Origin of the sequence: Streptomyces sp. NPDC047085 (genome assembly GCF_040643735.1) — a bacterium.
Lineage (GTDB): Bacteria > Actinomycetota > Actinomycetes > Streptomycetales > Streptomycetaceae > Streptomyces.
In genome coordinates, this window is sequence record NZ_JBEYUW010000003.1 from 244,566 (window position 1) to 261,710 (window position 17,145).

Annotated in this window: 14 protein-coding genes and 1 riboswitch; of the genes, 7 read left to right on the forward strand and 7 right to left on the reverse strand. The window is 70.4% G+C overall.

The genetic code is table 11. The annotated features are described in order from the left end of the window. A partial coding sequence (locus ABZ865_RS12210) for a glycine-rich protein (protein ID WP_361227891.1) occupies positions 1 to 1,119 on the reverse strand: 1,119 nt, incomplete at its 3' end. A 370-nt stretch (positions 1,120 to 1,489) separates the two neighbouring features. Beyond that, positions 1,490 to 1,579: riboswitch (ZMP/ZTP riboswitch) on the forward strand. A 32-nt stretch (positions 1,580 to 1,611) separates the two neighbouring features. On the opposite strand from ABZ865_RS12210, the gene ABZ865_RS12215 reads away from it, so the two are divergent. The 3 genes from ABZ865_RS12215 (at position 1,612) to ABZ865_RS12225 (ending at position 4,966) form a co-directional block, all read left to right on the forward strand. Continuing rightward, complete coding sequence (locus ABZ865_RS12215; protein WP_361227894.1) at positions 1,612 to 3,063, forward strand: glycine hydroxymethyltransferase; 1,452 nt, start codon at positions 1,612 to 1,614, stop codon at positions 3,061 to 3,063. 67 nt (positions 3,064 to 3,130) lie between these two features. Then, the gene (gene trpS, locus ABZ865_RS12220) at positions 3,131 to 4,144 is read left to right on the forward strand and encodes a tryptophan--tRNA ligase (RefSeq protein WP_361227897.1); all 1,014 of its coding nucleotides are present in this window, start codon (positions 3,131 to 3,133) and stop codon (positions 4,142 to 4,144) included. A 207-nt stretch (positions 4,145 to 4,351) separates the two neighbouring features. Then, positions 4,352 to 4,966: a 2'-5' RNA ligase family protein gene (locus ABZ865_RS12225; protein WP_361227900.1), complete on the forward strand. Its 615-nt coding sequence runs from the start codon at positions 4,352 to 4,354 to the stop codon at positions 4,964 to 4,966. 6 nt (positions 4,967 to 4,972) lie between these two features. On the opposite strand, the gene ABZ865_RS12230 is transcribed toward ABZ865_RS12225, so the two are convergent. Beyond that, the gene (locus ABZ865_RS12230; protein WP_361227903.1) at positions 4,973 to 5,728 is read right to left on the reverse strand and encodes a decaprenylphospho-beta-D-erythro-pentofuranosid-2-ulose 2-reductase; all 756 of its coding nucleotides are present in this window, start codon (positions 5,726 to 5,728) and stop codon (positions 4,973 to 4,975) included. A gap of 92 nt (positions 5,729 to 5,820) precedes the next feature. Here ABZ865_RS12230 and ABZ865_RS12235 point away from each other — a divergent pair, with 92 nt between their 5' ends. Continuing rightward, positions 5,821 to 6,810 (forward strand): YihY/virulence factor BrkB family protein, encoded by a 990-nt coding sequence (locus ABZ865_RS12235; protein WP_361227906.1) that lies wholly within the window; start codon positions 5,821 to 5,823, stop codon positions 6,808 to 6,810. Here the strand turns inward: ABZ865_RS12235 and ABZ865_RS12240 are convergent. Continuing rightward, positions 6,758 to 8,059: a D-alanyl-D-alanine carboxypeptidase gene (locus ABZ865_RS12240; protein WP_361227909.1), complete on the reverse strand. Its 1,302-nt coding sequence runs from the start codon at positions 8,057 to 8,059 to the stop codon at positions 6,758 to 6,760. The two genes, ABZ865_RS12235 and ABZ865_RS12240, sit on opposite strands and share 53 nt — an antisense overlap. Positions 8,060 to 8,234: 175 nt before the next feature. Here ABZ865_RS12240 and ABZ865_RS12245 point away from each other — a divergent pair, with 175 nt between their 5' ends. The 3 genes from ABZ865_RS12245 (at position 8,235) to ABZ865_RS12255 (ending at position 11,592) form a co-directional block, all read left to right on the forward strand. Further along, on the forward strand, positions 8,235 to 8,474 hold the full coding sequence (locus ABZ865_RS12245; protein WP_361227912.1) for a hypothetical protein: 240 nt from the start codon (positions 8,235 to 8,237) through the stop codon (positions 8,472 to 8,474). 16 nt (positions 8,475 to 8,490) lie between these two features. Beyond that, positions 8,491 to 9,816: a metallophosphoesterase gene (locus ABZ865_RS12250; RefSeq protein ID WP_361227914.1), complete on the forward strand. Its 1,326-nt coding sequence runs from the start codon at positions 8,491 to 8,493 to the stop codon at positions 9,814 to 9,816. A 216-nt stretch (positions 9,817 to 10,032) separates the two neighbouring features. Further along, positions 10,033 to 11,592: an ABC transporter substrate-binding protein gene (locus ABZ865_RS12255; RefSeq protein WP_361227917.1), complete on the forward strand. Its 1,560-nt coding sequence runs from the start codon at positions 10,033 to 10,035 to the stop codon at positions 11,590 to 11,592. A 19-nt stretch (positions 11,593 to 11,611) separates the two neighbouring features. Here ABZ865_RS12255 and ABZ865_RS12260 read toward each other — a convergent pair whose 3' ends face one another. From ABZ865_RS12260 to ABZ865_RS12275, 4 genes are all read right to left on the reverse strand, one after another. Next, positions 11,612 to 12,376: a TetR family transcriptional regulator gene (locus ABZ865_RS12260; protein WP_361227920.1), complete on the reverse strand. Its 765-nt coding sequence runs from the start codon at positions 12,374 to 12,376 to the stop codon at positions 11,612 to 11,614. Positions 12,377 to 12,387: 11 nt separating this feature from the next. Further along, entirely contained in the window at positions 12,388 to 12,912 is a 525-nt protein-coding gene (locus ABZ865_RS12265; protein WP_361227923.1) for a DUF393 domain-containing protein, read from the reverse strand. Further along, positions 12,909 to 13,316 carry a hypothetical protein gene (locus ABZ865_RS12270; RefSeq protein ID WP_361227925.1) on the reverse strand — a complete coding sequence of 136 codons (408 nt, stop codon included), beginning with the start codon at positions 13,314 to 13,316 and terminating at the stop codon, positions 12,909 to 12,911. Before ABZ865_RS12270 ends, ABZ865_RS12265 begins: the two co-directional genes overlap by 4 nt. A 163-nt stretch (positions 13,317 to 13,479) precedes the next feature. After that, positions 13,480 to 16,959 carry a DNRLRE domain-containing protein gene (locus ABZ865_RS12275; protein ID WP_361227928.1) on the reverse strand — a complete coding sequence of 1,160 codons (3,480 nt, stop codon included), beginning with the start codon at positions 16,957 to 16,959 and terminating at the stop codon, positions 13,480 to 13,482. Positions 16,960 to 17,145: the final 186 nt, after the last annotated feature.

Consider the following 17,145-nt stretch of genomic DNA (forward strand, 5'->3'; position numbering starts at 1 on the left):
CGCAGCGCCGGTCGGGCCGGTGGCACCCGTCAGGCCGTTCACGCCCGCAGCGCCGGTCGGGCCGGTGGCACCCGTCAGGCCGTTCACGCCCGCAGCGCCGGTCGGGCCGGTGGCACCCGTCAGGCCGTTCACGCCCGCAGCACCGGTCGGACCTGTGGGACCGGTTGCCCCGGTCGGGCCGGTGGCACCCGTCAGGCCCTGCACACCCGCAGCGCCGGTCGGACCAGTTTCGCCGATCGGACCTGTGGGACCGGTTGCACCCGTCGCACCCGTCGCGCCGGTCGGACCTGTGGGGCCGGTGGGGCCTGTGGGATTCACTGAGGTGTAGCTGATGGTGACACTCGCAGCAGCGCTGGTCGGCGTGGGGCCGGTGCCGCCGGCGGGTACGAGGGAGGAGCCACCGCCCCCACCGCCCGCGTTCCCTTCTGGATCGACCGAGAAGTTGAGGTCTCCGCCTCCGCCTCCGCCGTAGTAGCCGCCACCGCCTCCGCCACCCGTATCCGCGCCGCCGTTGCCGCCGGTCCCGAGCGTGCCGGGTCCACCTTCCGGTGTACCGCCGGGCCCGCCCTGGGTGGCGGTTCCTGCTCCGCCGCCGGTTCCTCCGCCGCACCCCCCGTTCACGCCCGGCTGGCCGGCGTCCCCGCCCTGGCTTCCCGGGCACCCGGAGCTGAATCCCTCACCGGCTCCACCGCCGCCCGCCGCCACGATGAGGCGGGAGTCGGTGGTGGTGAGGGGAACAGTGCGGGGTTGGGTGCGGATGTCGGAGGCTCCGCCTCCGCCGCCGCCGAAGTAGGTGCTGCCGCCACCGTTGAAGCCGCCGGTGCACAGCGAGGCCGGGTAGCAGGATCCGTCGTTGGTGGCGCTGCCGCCTACTTCGACATAGAAAGTCTGTCCGCCGGACAGTCCGGTAAGAGTGCCCGAAACCTGAGCGCCACGGCCGCCGGGCATGTTGTTGAGCCCCTCGTAGCCGCCGGCGGCGCCGATCGCCGTGACGTCGACCTGCGTGACGCCGCTGGGGACGGTGAACGTCTGCTCGGCGCCGGTGAAGGCGAACGTACAGGTCGTGGTGGAGCCTGACGTCGTGCAACTGCCCTGCGCGTGGGCGGTCCCGGACAGCACCACCGGGGTGATACCGGCAACGCAGAGCACGCCGGCCGCAGCGTTCAGCGCACGTCTACGGCGGCCCGCCGCATGGGCAACGTACCCGCTCACACCTGAGCCCGGCTGACCGGCAGCGACCGACGGTGTGAAAGTCACGGTGCACTCCCAGAAGGCGGCGGGGAGGTCTCTCGGCAGGGAATCGCCTTCCACCAGTCTGGATCAGGCAGTCCAGCCCCCAACCGGCAACCGATCTGACACACCATCGATTCACCTGAGCGGTCCCCTGCCGCCGGCTCTCCGCAGGGACACGCGAAGTCTGCAGTGCGCACCGCAGGTCGCCCGCATGGTGGACGTCCGGCCGATTCCGGCGGGGGTGGCCGGTAGGCTGGCCGCGGGCCGTGACTGGCGCGCTGGGATGGGACGGACCATCGGGGAGCGGCCCGAGTGGGAAACAGTGCCGTGCGCCTGGGCCGAACGTGAACGCTGTACGCACACCGTCCGGAGGTCCCCATGCCAGAGCAGCAGCCTCTCTCCAGCGAGTCCACGGCCTTCCGCGCCGCCCTCGACGTCATCCGCGCCGTCGAGCCGCGCGTCGCCGACGCGATCGGCCAGGAGGTGCACGACCAGCGCGAGATGCTCAAGCTGATCGCCTCCGAGAACTACGCCTCCCCGGCCACCCTGCTGGCGATGGGCAACTGGTTCAGCGACAAGTACGCCGAGGGCACCATCGGCCGCCGCTTCTACGCCGGCTGCCGCAACGTCGACACCGTCGAGTCCCTGGCCGCCGAGCACGCGAAGGCGCTCTTCGGCGCCCGGCACGCCTACGTTCAGCCGCACTCCGGCATCGACGCCAACCTCGTCGCCTTCTGGGCCGTACTCGCCGACCGCGTCGAGGCGCCGTTCCTGGAGAAGACCGGCGCCCGCCAGGTCAACGAGCTGTCCGAGGCCGACTGGGCCGAGCTGCGCCAGGCCTTCGGCAACCAGCGCATGCTCGGCATGTCCCTGGACGCCGGCGGCCACCTCACCCACGGCTTCCGCCCGAACATCTCCGGCAAGATGTTCGACCAGCGCTCCTACGGCACCGACCCGGCCACGGGCCTGATCGACTACGAGGCCCTGCGCGCCCAGGCCCGCGACTTCAAGCCGCTGATCATCGTGGCTGGCTACTCGGCGTACCCCCGCCTGGTGAACTTCCGGATCATGCGCGAGATCGCCGACGAGGTCGGCGCGACCCTGATGGTCGACATGGCCCACTTCGCGGGCCTGGTCGCCGGCAAGGTCCTGACCGGCGACTTCGACCCGGTCCCGCACGCCCAGATCGTCACCACGACGACCCACAAGTCGCTGCGTGGCCCGCGCGGCGGCATGGTCCTGTGCGACGACTCGCTCAAGGACCAGGTCGACCGCGGCTGCCCGATGGTCCTCGGCGGCCCGCTCCCGCACGTCATGGCCGCCAAGGCCGTCGCCCTGGCCGAGGCCCGGCAGCCCTCCTTCCAGGACTACGCCCAGCGCATCGTCGACAACTCCCGCGCCCTCGCCGAGGGCCTGATGCGGCGCGGCGCCACCCTGGTCACCGGCGGCACCGACAACCACCTCAACCTGATCGACGTCGCCACCTCCTACGGCCTCACCGGCCGCCAGGCCGAGGCCGCGCTCCTCGACTCCGGCATCGTCACCAACCGCAACGCCATCCCGGCCGACCCGAACGGCGCCTGGTACACCTCCGGCATCCGCATCGGCACCCCCGCCCTGACCACCCGGGGCCTGGGCAAGGCCGAGATGGACGAGGTCGCGGGCCTGATCGACCGCGTCCTGACCACGACGGAGCCGGGCACGACCAAGTCGGGCGCCCCCTCCAAGGCCGCCCACGTCCTGGACGAGAAGGTCGCCGAGGAGATCGCCCAGCGGGCCACGGACCTGGTCGCGGCCTTCCCGCTCTACCCGGAGATCGACCTGGGCTGAACGTGACCGGGAGCGCGGGGTCGTATCGGTGCCGTCACCACTCTCCACACCTGAGAGAATGGTGAACATGGCCTCTGATCGACCCCGCGTGCTCTCCGGCATCCAGCCCACCGCCGGCTCGTTCCACCTCGGCAACTACCTCGGCGCCGTCCGCCAGTGGGTGGCCCTGCAGGAGTCCCACGACGCCTTCTACATGGTCGTCGACCTGCACGCGATCACGGTCCCCCAGGACCCGAAGGACCTGCGCGCCAACACCCGCCTGGCCGCCGCCCAGCTCCTCGCGGCCGGTCTGGACCCGGACCGCTGCACCCTCTTCGTGCAGAGCCACGTCTCCGAGCACGCCCAGCTCGCCTGGATCATGAACTGCCTCACCGGCTTCGGCGAGGCCGGTCGCATGACCCAGTTCAAGGACAAGGCCGCCAAGCAGGGCGCCGAGCGGGCCAGCGTCGGCCTGTTCACGTACCCGATCCTCCAGGTCGCCGACATCCTCCTCTACCAGGCCAACGAGGTGCCGGTCGGTGAGGACCAGCGCCAGCACATCGAGCTGACCCGCGACCTCGCCGAGCGTTTCAACGGCCGGTTCGGGGACACGTTCACGATCCCGTCGCCGTACATCCTCAAGGAGACGGCGAAGATCTACGACCTCCAGGACCCGTCGATCAAGATGAGCAAGTCGGCGTCCACGCCGAAGGGCCTCGTCAACCTGCTCGACGAGCCGAAGACGACGGCCAAGAAGGTCAAGAGCGCCGTCACCGACACCGACACCGTGATCCGCTACGACGCGGAGAACAAGCCGGGCATCTCGAACCTCCTCACCATCTACTCCACGCTCACCGGCAGGTCGATCGCCGAGCTGGAGCGGGACTACGAGGGCAAGATGTACGGCGCGCTCAAGACCGACCTCGCCGAGGTCATGGTCGAGTTCGTGACGCCGTTCCGCGAGCGCACCCAGCAGTACCTGGACGACCCCGAGACGCTGGACTCGGTCCTGGCCAAGGGTGCCGAGAAGGCGCGTGCCGTCGCCGCGGAGACGCTCGCGCAGGCGTACGACCGGGTGGGTTTCCTGCCGGCGAAGCACTGACCGGCGCTCCGGAGCACGCCGGGGCCCCGAGGCGTACGGCCGCACACCTGTCCGGGCGGGCAGAGCGCTGCACATCACTTTCGCTGCGCCTGCCCACAGGACCGCCGTGGCCGTACAGTCGATATCCGGCGGCCGGGACGACGACGGCCGCGGGGATACCGCAGAGATGGCAGACATCGCAGACATCACGCGACGACAGGAGACGACGTGGGGACCGTAACGATCGGCGTGTCGATCGCGGTCCCGGAGCCTCACGGCAGCCTGCTCCAGGAGCTGCGCGCGGGCTTCGGCGACGCCGCGGCTCACGGCATCCCCACGCACGTCACCCTGCTGCCGCCGACCGAGCTGGACGGCACGGAACTGCCGGCCGTCGATGCGTACCTCACCGAGGTCGCGGCGACGGGCCGGCCGTTCCCGATGCGGCTGTCCGGGACCGGCACCTTCCGTCCCCTGTCGCCGGTCGTCTACGTGCGCGTCGTCCAGGGCGCCGAGGACTGCGCCCTGCTCCAGCAGCGGGTGCGCGACGCCTCCGGGCCGGTCGCGCGCGAGCTGCAGTTCCCGTACCACCCGCATGTCACCGTGGCGCACGGCATCGAGGAGGCGGCGATGGACCGCGCCTTCGAGGAGCTGGCCGGGTTCGAGGCGGAGTGGCCCTGCACGGGCTTCGCGCTCTACGAGCAGGGTTCCGACGGGGTGTGGCGCAAGCTGCGGGAGTACGCCTTCGGGGGATCCGTGGTGCCGCCGCAGGCCGGACACGTCGAGCACATCGAGCACATCGAGCACGTCGACCACGTCGAGCACGACACCATCGCCAGGCGATAGCCCGCCTCAGACCGGCAGTCTCCGGAACAGCGCGCGCGGTGCGTGCCGCAGCGCCGACATCACCAGGCGCAGCGCCCCCGGCACCCACACCGTCTCCGAGCGGCGGCGCAGGCCCAGTTCGATGGCGGTGGCGACCGCCTCCGGGGTGGTGGCGAGCGGGGCCGGGGGCAGTCCGGCCGTCATCCTCGTACGGACGAACCCGGGGCGTACGACCATGACGTGCACGCCCGTGCCGTACAGCGCGTCCCCGAGGCCCTGGGCGAAGGCGTCCAGGCCGGCCTTGCTGGAGCCGTAGATGAAGTCGGCGCGGCGCACCCGCTCGCCGGCGGCCGAGGAGAGCACCACGAGGGACCCGTGGCCCTGGTTCTGCAGCGCGCGGGCGCTGACCAGGCCGGCCGAGACCGCCCCGGTGTAGTTGGTCTGGGCGACCTGGACCGCGCGCAGCGGCTCGCGCTCGTCGTGGGCCTGGTCGCCGAGGATGCCGAAGGCCAGCAGCACCATGTCGACGGCGCCCTCGGCGAAGACCTTCCCGAGGACCGTGTCGTGGGAGACGGGGTCGAGGGCGTCGAAGGCGACGGTCCGGACGTCCGCGCCGAGGGTGCGCAGGGACTCGGCGGCCTGCTCCAGGGCGGGGGAGGGGCGCCCCGCGAGCCAGACGGTGCGGGTGCGGCGGGCGATCAGCCGGCGGGCGGTGGCCAGCGCGATCTCGGACGTGCCGCCGAGGACGAGCAGGGACTGGGGAGGACCGAACGCAGCAGACATGCCCGTGACCGTATCGTCCGCTGTCGTCCACATATGGGTGGCGGGTCACAAGGCATCGCCGCGCTCCCCGCAATGGGTGATTAATTAGGAGCATGGACTGGCTGAAGAAGCTGCCCGTGATCGGGCCGATCGTCACCTGGCTGATGGGCACGCACGCCTGGCAGGCGTACGAGCGGCTGGACCGGGTGAAGTGGACGCGGCTGGCCGCCGCCATGACGTTCGTCAGCTTCGTGGCGCTGTTCCCGTTGCTCACCCTGGCCGCCGCAGTCACTGCGGGCACGCTCAGCCCGTCCCGGCAGCAGACCGTCCAGAACAAGATCGCCGAGCAGTTCCCGGGCCTTTCGAAGCAGTTGGACCTCAGCTCCCTGGTGCACAACGCCGGCACCGTCGGTGTCATCGCGGGTGCCCTGCTGCTGTTCACCGGCATGGGCTGGGTCAGCCAGGTGCGGGACTGTCTGCGCGCGGTGTGGGAGTTGCCGGACCGCGAGCAGAACCCGATCGTCGCCAAGCTCAAGGACGCCGGGATCCTGATCGGTCTGGGCGGCGCCCTGCTGGTGACGCTGGCCGCCTCCACGCTGGCCTCGGCCGCCGTCGGCTGGCTCTCGCGCCTGATGGGCCTGGCCGAACACGGCTGGGGCACCCTGCTGTTGCGGATCGCCGCGTTCGCCGTCGCCGTGCTCGCCGACTTCCTGGTGCTGCTCTACGTCCTGACCCTGCTGCCCGGGGTCGAGCCGCCGCGCCGCCGCCTGGTGGTGGCCGCGCTCATCGGCGCGGTCGGCTTCGAACTGCTCAAGCTGCTGCTCAGCGGCTACATCCAGGGCGTCGCGGCGAAGAGCATGTACGGCGCGTTCGGCGTGCCCGTGGCGCTGCTGCTGTGGATCAACTTCACCTCGAAGCTGGTCCTGTACTGCGCCGCCTGGACGGCGACGCAGAGCGAGGCGGCCGAGGAGGCCGAGACCGAGGCCGCCGAAGAGGCCGAGAAGGCCGAGGGCAAGGCGGCCGAGGGCGAGGAGGGCCAGGAGGGCGGGGTCAGGGGCGGGTCCGACGACGGATCAGGTCCGGCAGCGGCCAACGGCGGTTGACCAGATAGGCCCCGCCGCCCAGCAGCACCACCAGGCCGCCGGCGATGCCCAGGGCGACCCCCATGCCGCTGGAGCCGCCCGCCGCGGTGGAACTCGCCACCGGCTTCGAGCCGGAGCCGCCGGTGCTGTGCGCCGACCCGGCGGACGCGGAGGCGCTGGGCCCGGCGGAGGGCTGGGCGCTCTTCGGCGGGACCAGCTCGCCCACCGGCGTGACCTTCCCGGCCGCCTGGAAGCCCCAGTCGAACAGCTTCGCGGTCTCCTTGTAGACCTCGTTGTGCTCGTGCTTCTCCGGGTTCATCACCGTGACCAGCAGCACCTTGCCGTTCCGCTCGGCGACGCCGGTGAAGGTGGCGCCCGCGTTGGTGGTGTTGCCGTTCTTCACCCCGGCGATGCCCTGGTAGACGGGCACGTCGGAGTCGCCGCTCAGCAGCCGGTTGGTGTTCTGGATCTCGAAGGACTCGCGAACCGGCTTGCCCTTGCCGTTCTTCGACATGGCGCCCGGGAACTTGGCCCGCACGGTCGAGCAGTACTCCCGGAAGTCCTTCTTCTGCAGCCCGGAGCGGGCGAACAGGGTCAGGTCGTAGGCGGAGGACACCTGGCCCTTGGCGTCGTAGCCGTCGGGACTGACCACGTGGGTGTCGAGGGCCTGGAGTTCGGTGGCGTGGTCCCGCATGTCCTGGACGGTCTGCGCGACGCCGCCGTTCATGGCGGACAGCACGTGGACGGCGTCGTTGCCGGAGCGCAGGAAGACGCCGAGCCACAGGTCGTGGACCGTGTAGGTCTGGTTCTCCTTTATCCCGACCAGGCTGGAACCGGCCCCGATGCCGGCCAGGTCCGTCGGCGCGACCCGGTGCTGCATCGTCCTCGGGAACCGGGGCAGCAGGGTGTCCGCGAACAGCATCTTCAGCGTGCTCGCCGGGGGCAGTTGCCAGTGCGCGTTGTGCGCGGCGAGCACCTCGCCGGACTCGGCGTCGGAGACGATCCAGGAGCGGGCGGTGAGGTCCTTGGGCAGGACGGGCACGCCCGGGGCCAGGTTCACCTGTGTCCCGGGCTGCCCGAGCCGGGCGCCGCCCACCTGCGACATCTGCGCCGGGGGAGTGGCCGTCGGGCTCTCCGAGGGGGTGCTCGGGGCCGCGAGGGCGGCCGGCGCGGCGACGGCGGCGGTGACAGCGGCGGTGACGGAAAGGGACAGCAGCGTGGCCGAGGTGATCAACAGTGATCGCCTGGCGGTCTTCTTCGGTGCGGGCACGATCGAGAACGTACATGTCAGGGGTCCCGAAGTCCCGCGCCGCCCCGCCCCACCCCGGACACCGAACCCGATGCGGGACGGCGATACTGGGCCCATGCTGTGCTCATCCGGGGGACAACCCCCGGACCCCCGGCCGCCTGCGGGTGTCCGGCGTTGTGCTGAAAGGTCAGTCCCTGTGAAACTGAGCCGCCCGGTCTCCTGGTTCCTGCTCGCCTTCGGGGTGTGGAGCTGGGTCATCTGGATCACTTTCGTCAAGAACCTGGTCAAGGACAGCAGCGGTCTGGCCTTCGACGACGGCCACCCGACCGCGTACTTCTGGGTGCACCTGCTGCTGGCGGTCGTTTCCTTCGTATTGGGGACGGTCATCGGGGTCATCGGGTTGCGCGGACTGCGCGCACTGCGCCGGAATTCATAGCGGGGGACGGGGCAGCGTGGTCATCGTCTTCGTGCTCGTCGCGCTGATCGTCCTGGCCGTCCTGGCGCTGGGGCACTGGTACGTGTGGCGCCGTCTGGTCCGCGACACGACGCGCGGCCCGGGCCCCGCCCGCCGCGCCGGCACGGCGGTGTTCGTGGCGGGCCCGGTGCTGATGGTCGCGGCCCTGGTAGCCGAACGCGCCGGCGCCCCCTTCTGGCTCCAGCGCACCCTCGCCTGGCCCGGCTTCCTGTGGACGGCCCTCGCCCTGTACCTGCTGCTGGCGGTGGTGGCGGGGGAGGTCGTACGGCCGCTGCTGCGGCGCGCACTGGAGCGCGGGACGCGGGAGCCCCTGCCGGAACGGACACCCGTGCCGACGCCGACACCGGCCGCCCCCGCCCCACCCGAACGCACTGCCCCCGCCGCACCCGAACGGGCCGCCCCCGCCTCACCCGAGCCGGACACCACGCCCACCCCACCCGAGCCGGACGCCGCGCGCACCTCTGTGCCCTCGGCCGCCCCCACCCGGCGCCTCTTCGTCTCCCGCGTGGTCGGCGGAGCCGCGGCCACCGCCGCCGTGGCGACCGTCGGCTATGGCACCTATGGCGTCCTACGCGGCCCCCGGGTCAAGAGAGTCACCGTGCCGCTCGCCAAACTGCCGCGCGCGGCACACGGGTTCCGGATCGCGGTCGTCAGCGACATCCACCTCGGCCCGATCCTGGGCCGGGACTTCGCGCAGAAGGTCGTCGACACGGTCAACGCGACCCAGCCCGACCTGATCGCGGTCGTCGGCGACCTGGTGGACGGCAGCGTCAAGGACCTCGGCCCGGCCGCCGCACCCCTCGCCCGGCTCACCGCCCGGCACGGCGCCTACTTCGTCACCGGCAACCACGAGTACTTCTCCGGCGCCGAACAGTGGGTCGCCGAGGTCCGCACCCTCGGCCTGCACCCGCTGGAGAACGCCCGCACCGAGCTGCCGTACTTCAACCTGGCCGGGGTCAACGACCTCCAGGGCGAGAGCGAGGGACAGGGCCCGGACTTCGGCAAGGCGCTCGGCGACCGGGACCCGGCACGCGCGTGCGTGCTCCTCGCCCACCAGCCCGTGCAGATCCACGAGGCCGTCCGGCACGGCGTCGACCTCCAGCTCTCCGGCCACACCCACGGCGGCCAGCTCTGGCCCGGCAACCTGATCGCGGCCGCCGCCAACCCGACCGTGGCCGGTCTGGAACGCTACGGCGACACCCAGTTGTACGTCAGTCGCGGCGCGGGCGCCTGGGGGCCGCCCACGCGCGTGGGGGCGCCCTCGGACGTCACGGTGATCGAACTGGCCGCCACGCGCGCGTAGCCGCAGGCCAGGGCCTCGGACAGAAACCGCTTCCCGTTCCTGTGAAGACGCTGTGAAGCCCGGCGAAAACAACACCTCGGTAAGTTCTTGCTCATCTGGACAGATAGCCCTTCCCCCAGGTGAAAGACGTGTGATTAGGTGAGCCGCGCCACTAGGGGAGTGGCGAAATTGTGCTGGCCAGGGGTAGGGCCTTGGAGGCCTGGGAGGGGCACCACCATGCGCTCGGTTCGCATGCGCATTCTTGTCACACTCGTCGTACTCGCCGTCGTGGGCGTCGGCGCATGGCAGTTGCTGCCGTCGCAGGAGGACAAGGGCAAGACGATCAAAGTCGGTACGACGGACGCGGTCACGTCGCTGGACCCGGCCGGCGCCTATGACGCCGGTTCCTGGGCGTTGTTCAGCAACGTCTTCCAGACCCTGCTGACCTTCGAGCCGGGCGGCGCCGCGCCGGTCCCGGACGCGGCCAAGAGCTGCCACTTCGAGGCCGGCGGCCTGAAGGCCTACCAGTGCACGCTGCGCGACGACATCACGTTCCCGAGCGGACGGAAGATGACCGCCGAGGACGTGAAGTACTCCTTCGAGCGGGTCAAGAAGATCAACTCCGAGGTCGGCCCGGCGTCCCTCTTCTCCACCCTCGGCTCGGTGACCGCCGACGACGAGACGACGGTCACCTTCCACCTGTCCTCCCCGGACGCCACCTTCCCGCAGAAGGTCGCCACGGGCGCCGGCGCCATCGTCGACAAGGACAAGTACCCGGCCCACAAGCTGCGCTCGGACTCCGGCGTCGACGGCACCGGCCCCTACACGCTGACCTCGTACAGCAAGGACTCGAAAGCCGTCCTCACCCCGTACAAGAGCTACCGGGGCTACCTCGACGGCACCGGCCGCCCGATCGAGCTGCACTACTACGCCGATTCCAAGGCGCTCGCCAGCGCCTGGAACCAGCGGCAGGTCGACGTCGCCACCCGCACGCTGCCGCCGGACATGCTCTCCGAGCTCAACCCGAGCGACCCGAAGAACCGCGTCAGCGAGTCCGACAGCGCCGAGACCCGCAACCTGTACCTCAACACCCGGGCCAGTTCCCCGCTGCACGACGTGCGCGTGCGCCGCGCGCTGGCCTGGCTGGTCAACCGCGAGAAGCTGGCCGCCACCGTGTACAAGGGCACGGTCGACCCGCTGTACTCGCTGATCCCGACCGGCATCACCGGTCACACCACGTCCTTCTTCGACGCCTACCCGACGCAGAACGCCACCAAGGCGCGGGAACTGCTCACCCAGGCCGGGGTGAGCCTGCCGGTGCGCTTCACCCTCGGCTACGGCAAGGGCCGGGGCGCGAGCGAGGAGGAGTCCGCGCAGCTGAAGAAGCAGCTGGAGGCCGACGGCCTGTTCAAGGTCGACGTCCAGGGCTACGAGTGGACCGACTTCCAGAAGCGCTGGGCCGCCGGGAAGATGGACGCCTGGGCGGTCGGCTGGGTGGCCGACTACCCCGACCCGGACACCTTCGGCTCCCCGCTCGTCGGCACCGGCTCCACCATGAGCACCGGCTACAGCAACAAGGCCGTCGACGACCTCATCCTGGACAGCCAGCAGTACGCCGACCGCAGCCGTGCCGCCAAGGACTTCCGCACCATCCAGGGCGACGTGGCCGCCGACGTGCCGCTGATCCCGCTGTGGCAGCGCAAGGAGTACGTGGTCAGCACCGAGGACGTCGGCGGCGGCCAGTACCTCTCGGACGGCACGGGCGTCTTCCGCCTGTGGCGTCTGGAGTGGATCTGACCGGCGCGCCCGGAGTGGCTCATCCCCGGCCGGGGCGCGGCTGTTGATCCGTCCGCGCCCTGGCCTCCGGGTCCGGGAGCATCTTCGTCATGCCGGGCAGGAAGTCCGTGAACAGCTCGTGGACTTCGAGCACGAGCGGGCGCAGCACCCGGAACCGGGCCAGGGCGACCCCGCGGGCGGTCAGTCGTGCCCCGCGCCGCGCCAGCCGGTAGCTGCGCTCGTACCCCTCGGTGCGGTCGAAGACCCAGTAGAGGACGAGCCCCATCTGTGAGAGCCACATCAACTCGGGCAGCACGTCCCGCAGTTCGGGCGCGACCTTGGACTTGGAGCCGGCCAGCACCTCGCGGTGCACGCTGATGGCCTGCTCGCGGGCGTGCTCGCTCTCCGGGGAGAAGGGGCTGAGCGGGCTGTCGGGGTCGGCGGCGTTCTTGAAGAACTGGACCGCGAACTCGTGGTACGGCCGGGCGATGTCCAGCCACGCGGTCAGCACGCCGGCGAGCCGCGCCTCCAGGTCGGTCTCCCGGGCCAGGACCTCCCGGACCGCCACCTGGTGCTCGGCGGCGATCCGGTCGTAGAAGCCCTGGATCAGGTGCTCCTTGCCCGCGAAGTAGTAGTACGCGTTGCCCACGGACACCCCGGCCTCCGTGGCGATGGCCCGCATCGTCGTCTTGTCGTAGCCCCGCTCCTGGAACAGCCGCATCGCGGTCTCCAGGATCAGCGCACGGGTCTGCTCGGACTTGGACTTGGGGTCGGCCGCCTCGGGGCCGTCGTTCTTCACGGGCACGGTAGAAGAGCCTAACGAGTGGCGCGGGGGCCGCCGGAGCAGGAGGGCGAGTTGTGGCTCCAGCCCGTACTCGGGTGGTACGACCAGCCGTCCGCCCTCCGGTACACCTGCCCGCCCCACTGCGCACCGTTCCCCGGCGTACCGCCCCACTGCGCGCCCCGCCACTTCGCGGCCGCGAGCACCGCGCCCCGGGCCAGCTTCGCCCCGGCCGGAGTGCTCAGCTTGTGGGCCAGCGGGCGGTGTTCGCGCAGCGCCCACAGCACGACGATCCACGCATGGGAGCCCTGGTAGACCTGCCCGCTGTCCCCGACCACGGTGACCTCGTCGAGGGTGGCGGCGTGATCGAGCCCCGGGTAGCGCAGGCGCGCCTCGGCCGACCCGGCCGGCACCAGCTCCAGCGGCACCAGCTGGGACTGGCGCCCGAGCCAGTCGCGCAGGTGGGTGCACAGGGCGCACTCGGCGTCGTACAGGACGGTGAGCCCGCGGACCGGGACGCCGTCGGCGCCCCGGTCCTCCGTGGTGGTCACGGCGGTCACGCCCCGACGGTCGGCGGGACCCAGCCCTGCGGGGCCACCGGAGGCTGCTGCTCGCGCTCCATGATCCCGCGCCGGCGGATCTTGTTGAGCACGTACACATTGCCGAGGTGCATCACGCCGAGCACCAGCAGCACCACGCCCAGCTTGGCCGACAGGGCCTCGAAGATGCCGCGGGTGTTCTCGATGTCCCCGCTGTCGTTCAGGTACAGCGCCACGAATCCGAGGTTGACCAGATAGAAGCCGACCACCAGAAGGTGGTTCACGGCGTCGGCGAGCTTCTCGTTGCCGCGCAGCACGTCGGCGAGAAAGATCCGCCCGTTCCGGCTGAGCGTGCGAGCCACCCAGACCGTCAGCGCGATGCTGACGGCCAGGTAGATGACATAGGCGATGACCGTACGGTCCATGCCCCCACCCCTTCTTGAACGCGTTCAAAAACGCTGGCATGGAAGACTGTAGCCCTGTTTTTGAACGCGTTCAACCGCTCCCTGCTGATCGGGCCTCGACCCCTCTGACGCCGAAGGGCGCCCGCCCCCTGGGGGAGCGGGCGCCCTTCAGGCGCTTCGGGTGTCACCCGATGGCGATGCGTGTCTTCCAGTAACTCGCCGGGCCGACGATCTCCGTGCCTGAGCCGAGCAGCACGGTCTTGCTGCCCGCGTAGAACCGCACAGAGCCATCGGAGCGTACGGTCCATATGTCGGGGACGGTATCTCCGTTGGCGTCGGGCGTGCCCATCAGTAGCGGTATGTCGGTGCTGGACCAGCCGGAGGCGCCGTACTCGGTGTCCACCCCACCGGCGGAGTTCGCGCCGGTGGCCAGGGAGTTCAGGTCCGTTCCGCCGCCGGAGCCCGCCGCGATGCCCTTGCGGAGCATCAGGCGTGAGGAGGAGTCGGTGCGGAAGATGATGTCGGTGACGCCGTCACCAGTGACGTCCAGGACGCTCACCAGGTCGCGAACCTTCCAGGCGGTAGCAGACAACCTGATCGCCTGGTCGACGGTCGCACCGTGGTATCCGGTGAGGGCCCACAGTTCGTCGTCCGTTCCGGCGCTGTTCCTGACTGTGGCGAAGAAGTCGGTGCGCCCGTCGCCGGTCACGTCGCCCGCCGCCACGATCTGAGTCATGGCCGAAGGGCTGGGGGCGCCCGGCGGGAGCAGGATCTCCCGCCGGCGGTCGATGTTGACGGCCCCGTAGCCGTCACCGGGGTAGACCCAGAGCTTGCCCTCGACACGGACGACCAGGTCCTGGAGGCCGTCGCCGCCGTAGATGTCACCGTTGTGGGTGATCAGCGCGCCCTTGAAGTGACCGCTGGGCGCGGACACATACGGGGCAAGGTCGTCACCGTTCGGATCCTTGTCGGGGTTGGCTCGATAGGCGCCCGGCATCGAGTAGTCAAGGTCACCGGAGCCCTTGGCCAGGTCCGGCGTGGACTGTGATGGGTACAGGGCGAGGTTGCCCCCCTCCGTGACCACCATCATGTCGGGCAGCTTGTCACCCGTGAAGTCGCCGGGGGTGTCCGCCTGATCGCGCGGGGGGACGTAGAAGAAGTACCTCGCCGGATCGGAGGCATTGCCCGCGCCGTCCACGGCGCGAACGTAGAGCACGTTGGGACCGGCGGTCGGCGGCTTGGCGCCGCTGATGGTGGCACTGACGGTGGTGGCCGTGCCGCTGACCCGGGACAGACTGCCGGTGTACAAGGCCGAGTTGAACCCGTACTCGTACCGCACGACATCGCTGTTCAGGGCACGCACCGTGAAGGAGCCTGGTGTGCCGAACTTCTTGGCGGACCAGCCGGCGTCCTCGGAGGCGCTGCCGAAGCCGTTGTCGTCGCGGTCGGCGTCGGGGAAGTCGGTGGAGCTGACCACCGGCGGACGGGGCCGATTGGTGTCCAGCACGAACTGGCACGGTGCTGCCGTCGGGTACCAGGACGACGTGGAGCCCGCGTCGTCCACCGCCCGTACCCGCCAGGAGTAGCTGACGCCACTCTTCAGACCGCTGGTGGAGAACCCCTTCGTGGTGCGCAGTGCGGTGTCGGTGTCGCCGCCCGCGGAGACCTTGCCCGTCGATTTCAGCAGGTCGCCGACGGTGTCCCACTTCCCCGTCTCCCACAGGGCGAACTGGAAATAGTCGAGGTTCTTGTCCTTGTCGGTGGCCTTGGCGGTGAAGGTCAGATCGGCGGACCCCATGGTGACGAACGGCTTGGCGGTGGTGCACTTGCCATCGGGTCCGAGGTCGAGGGAGTTGGAGACGATGGCTGGCCTGCGGTTGTAGACGAGTTCGAGGGCGGGGGCGTAGTCGCCGTCGGCCTGGAACTTCTTCCACGCGTACTGGGAGTCCTCGTCCCGGGCGCGCAGCCCGAAGGTGATGGTGTCGTCGCCGTCGTCGGCTGTCTCCTGCGCCCCGCTCTTGACGTCGAAGGTCTCGTGGGCGTCGTGGCAGCTGGATGCTTTCCACCCGTGCGCGAAACTCTTGGTGGTCAGCTTGTTGCCGTCGTGGAGCTTGGGCGCGTTGCTCCAGTTGGTGTGCGCGTTGATCGCTCCGGTCAGGTGCACACTCATGGAACGTTCACTGCACGACCAGGCGTAGGTCTCCAGCATGCTCAGCTTCGCGCTGATGATCTTCGTACCCTTCAGGTCCGGGTCGAAGTCCATGTTGAAATAGGACCGGGACGTGCCCCAGGTGTCTGATTCGAAGCCGACGCGGGCTTCGTGCGTGCCGCCCTTGTTGAAGCCCTTGCCGTCGTAGAACGTCGCCTTGGGGAAGCGGTTGTACGCGGTGGTCCAGTGCTGGATGTGCTTCTTGACCGAGGGGTCGATGAACACCGGGAATGTGGTGTCCGGGTCGGTCAGGAACTCCTGGTCCGGTGTGAGGGTCCAGTTCCCGGCAGACAGGTTGGCGTCGACCAGGGATCCGCGCGAGTCGGGCGAGGGGCCGTCCAGCAGGGGCAGGCTCAGAGTGGCCGCCGAGCCTGTCTGGGTCGGGTCAGGCGTCGGTTCTGCCGGCGCTGGGGGCAGCGGGGACTCGGATATCGAAGGCTCGGGGCCGTCAGTGGCCGTGGGCAGGACCTCGGTGTCGGTGTTCTTCTGCTCGTCGGACACGACCGGGTCGTCGGCAGTGGGGCTGGCGCTGTCGCTGGGCGTCGGGCTGGTGGTGTCCGTCGGGTCGGGTGTTTCGGGCTCGGTCGGCTGAGCACTCGCACCCACGGTGCCGTCGGTGATGGCAGGTGTGCCGCTGCTGTCCCACATCAGCGGTGTGGGGGACATGGCGACCTCGTCACCGTTCGCGTCCTCGGCGCTGACGATGCCTGTGACTGGGTTGAGCCGGAAGGACAGGTCGGCGGAGTTCAGACCGTAGGCCAGCTGCTGCACATGCGGGTCCGATGCGGCCTGGCGGTTCTTCAGCACGACCAGCTGGGCGAAGCCGTCGTCGTCGGCGGTGAGTACGAGATCGCCGCCCGGAAAGATGTCCGGGTACAGGGCGCGGTTGCCGTCGATGATCGGGCTGGGCACCGGGCCGGGCCAGGTGAGCTGGATGTCGTGGTCACCGACGTGCAGGGTGACCAGCGGCGTTCCCGAGCCGGCCGCCTCGCCCTTCAGCAGCGAGACGCGGCGCACGGTCGAGCGGTCGGCGTGCTGTTGACCGGTTGCGCGGGAGCCTGCCGAGAAGATCACGCGGGTGTTGGTCGCCTTCGGCTCCCAACCCGCCTTGGTCCGGTGCAGACCGGGGTCGATCCTCTTCCACTCGCCACCCACCTTCGCACGGACGGGGGAGGAGTAGAGCCGCTTCTGCATGAGCCCGTCCGGGCGGGCCCAGGTGGTGGAGGAAGCGGTGCGAGCCGCGGTCACCTCGACGTTCTTGCCCGTCCGCGCCGCTTGCGTGAGAGCGGCGCTCTCGGTGACGGCTTTGGCGTACGGTCGGTGATGGCTGTCCGCAGGGGCTGTGCCGCTGTCCAGCCGCAGCCCCGCGTAGACGATGCCGGTTGCGGCCAGTGTGCTCGCAAGCAGTACGGCGCCGGTCCGACGGCCGGGTCTGTGGCGCCAGTTGGGTGTCATCGACCGAGTTCCCCTTCCCCCTACGCTCCCCCTTGTCGCCGGCGCATGAAGAGCTCGGCTCGGGCCCGCCGATGATGACCTATGAGCAACCTGTCGTCACCTGACGGACGAGGTGCGTTCGAGGAGTCGCCCGCCGCCGTCCCTGCCCTGGTGCGGGGCCGGACGCAGAATGCCGGACGAGTACTG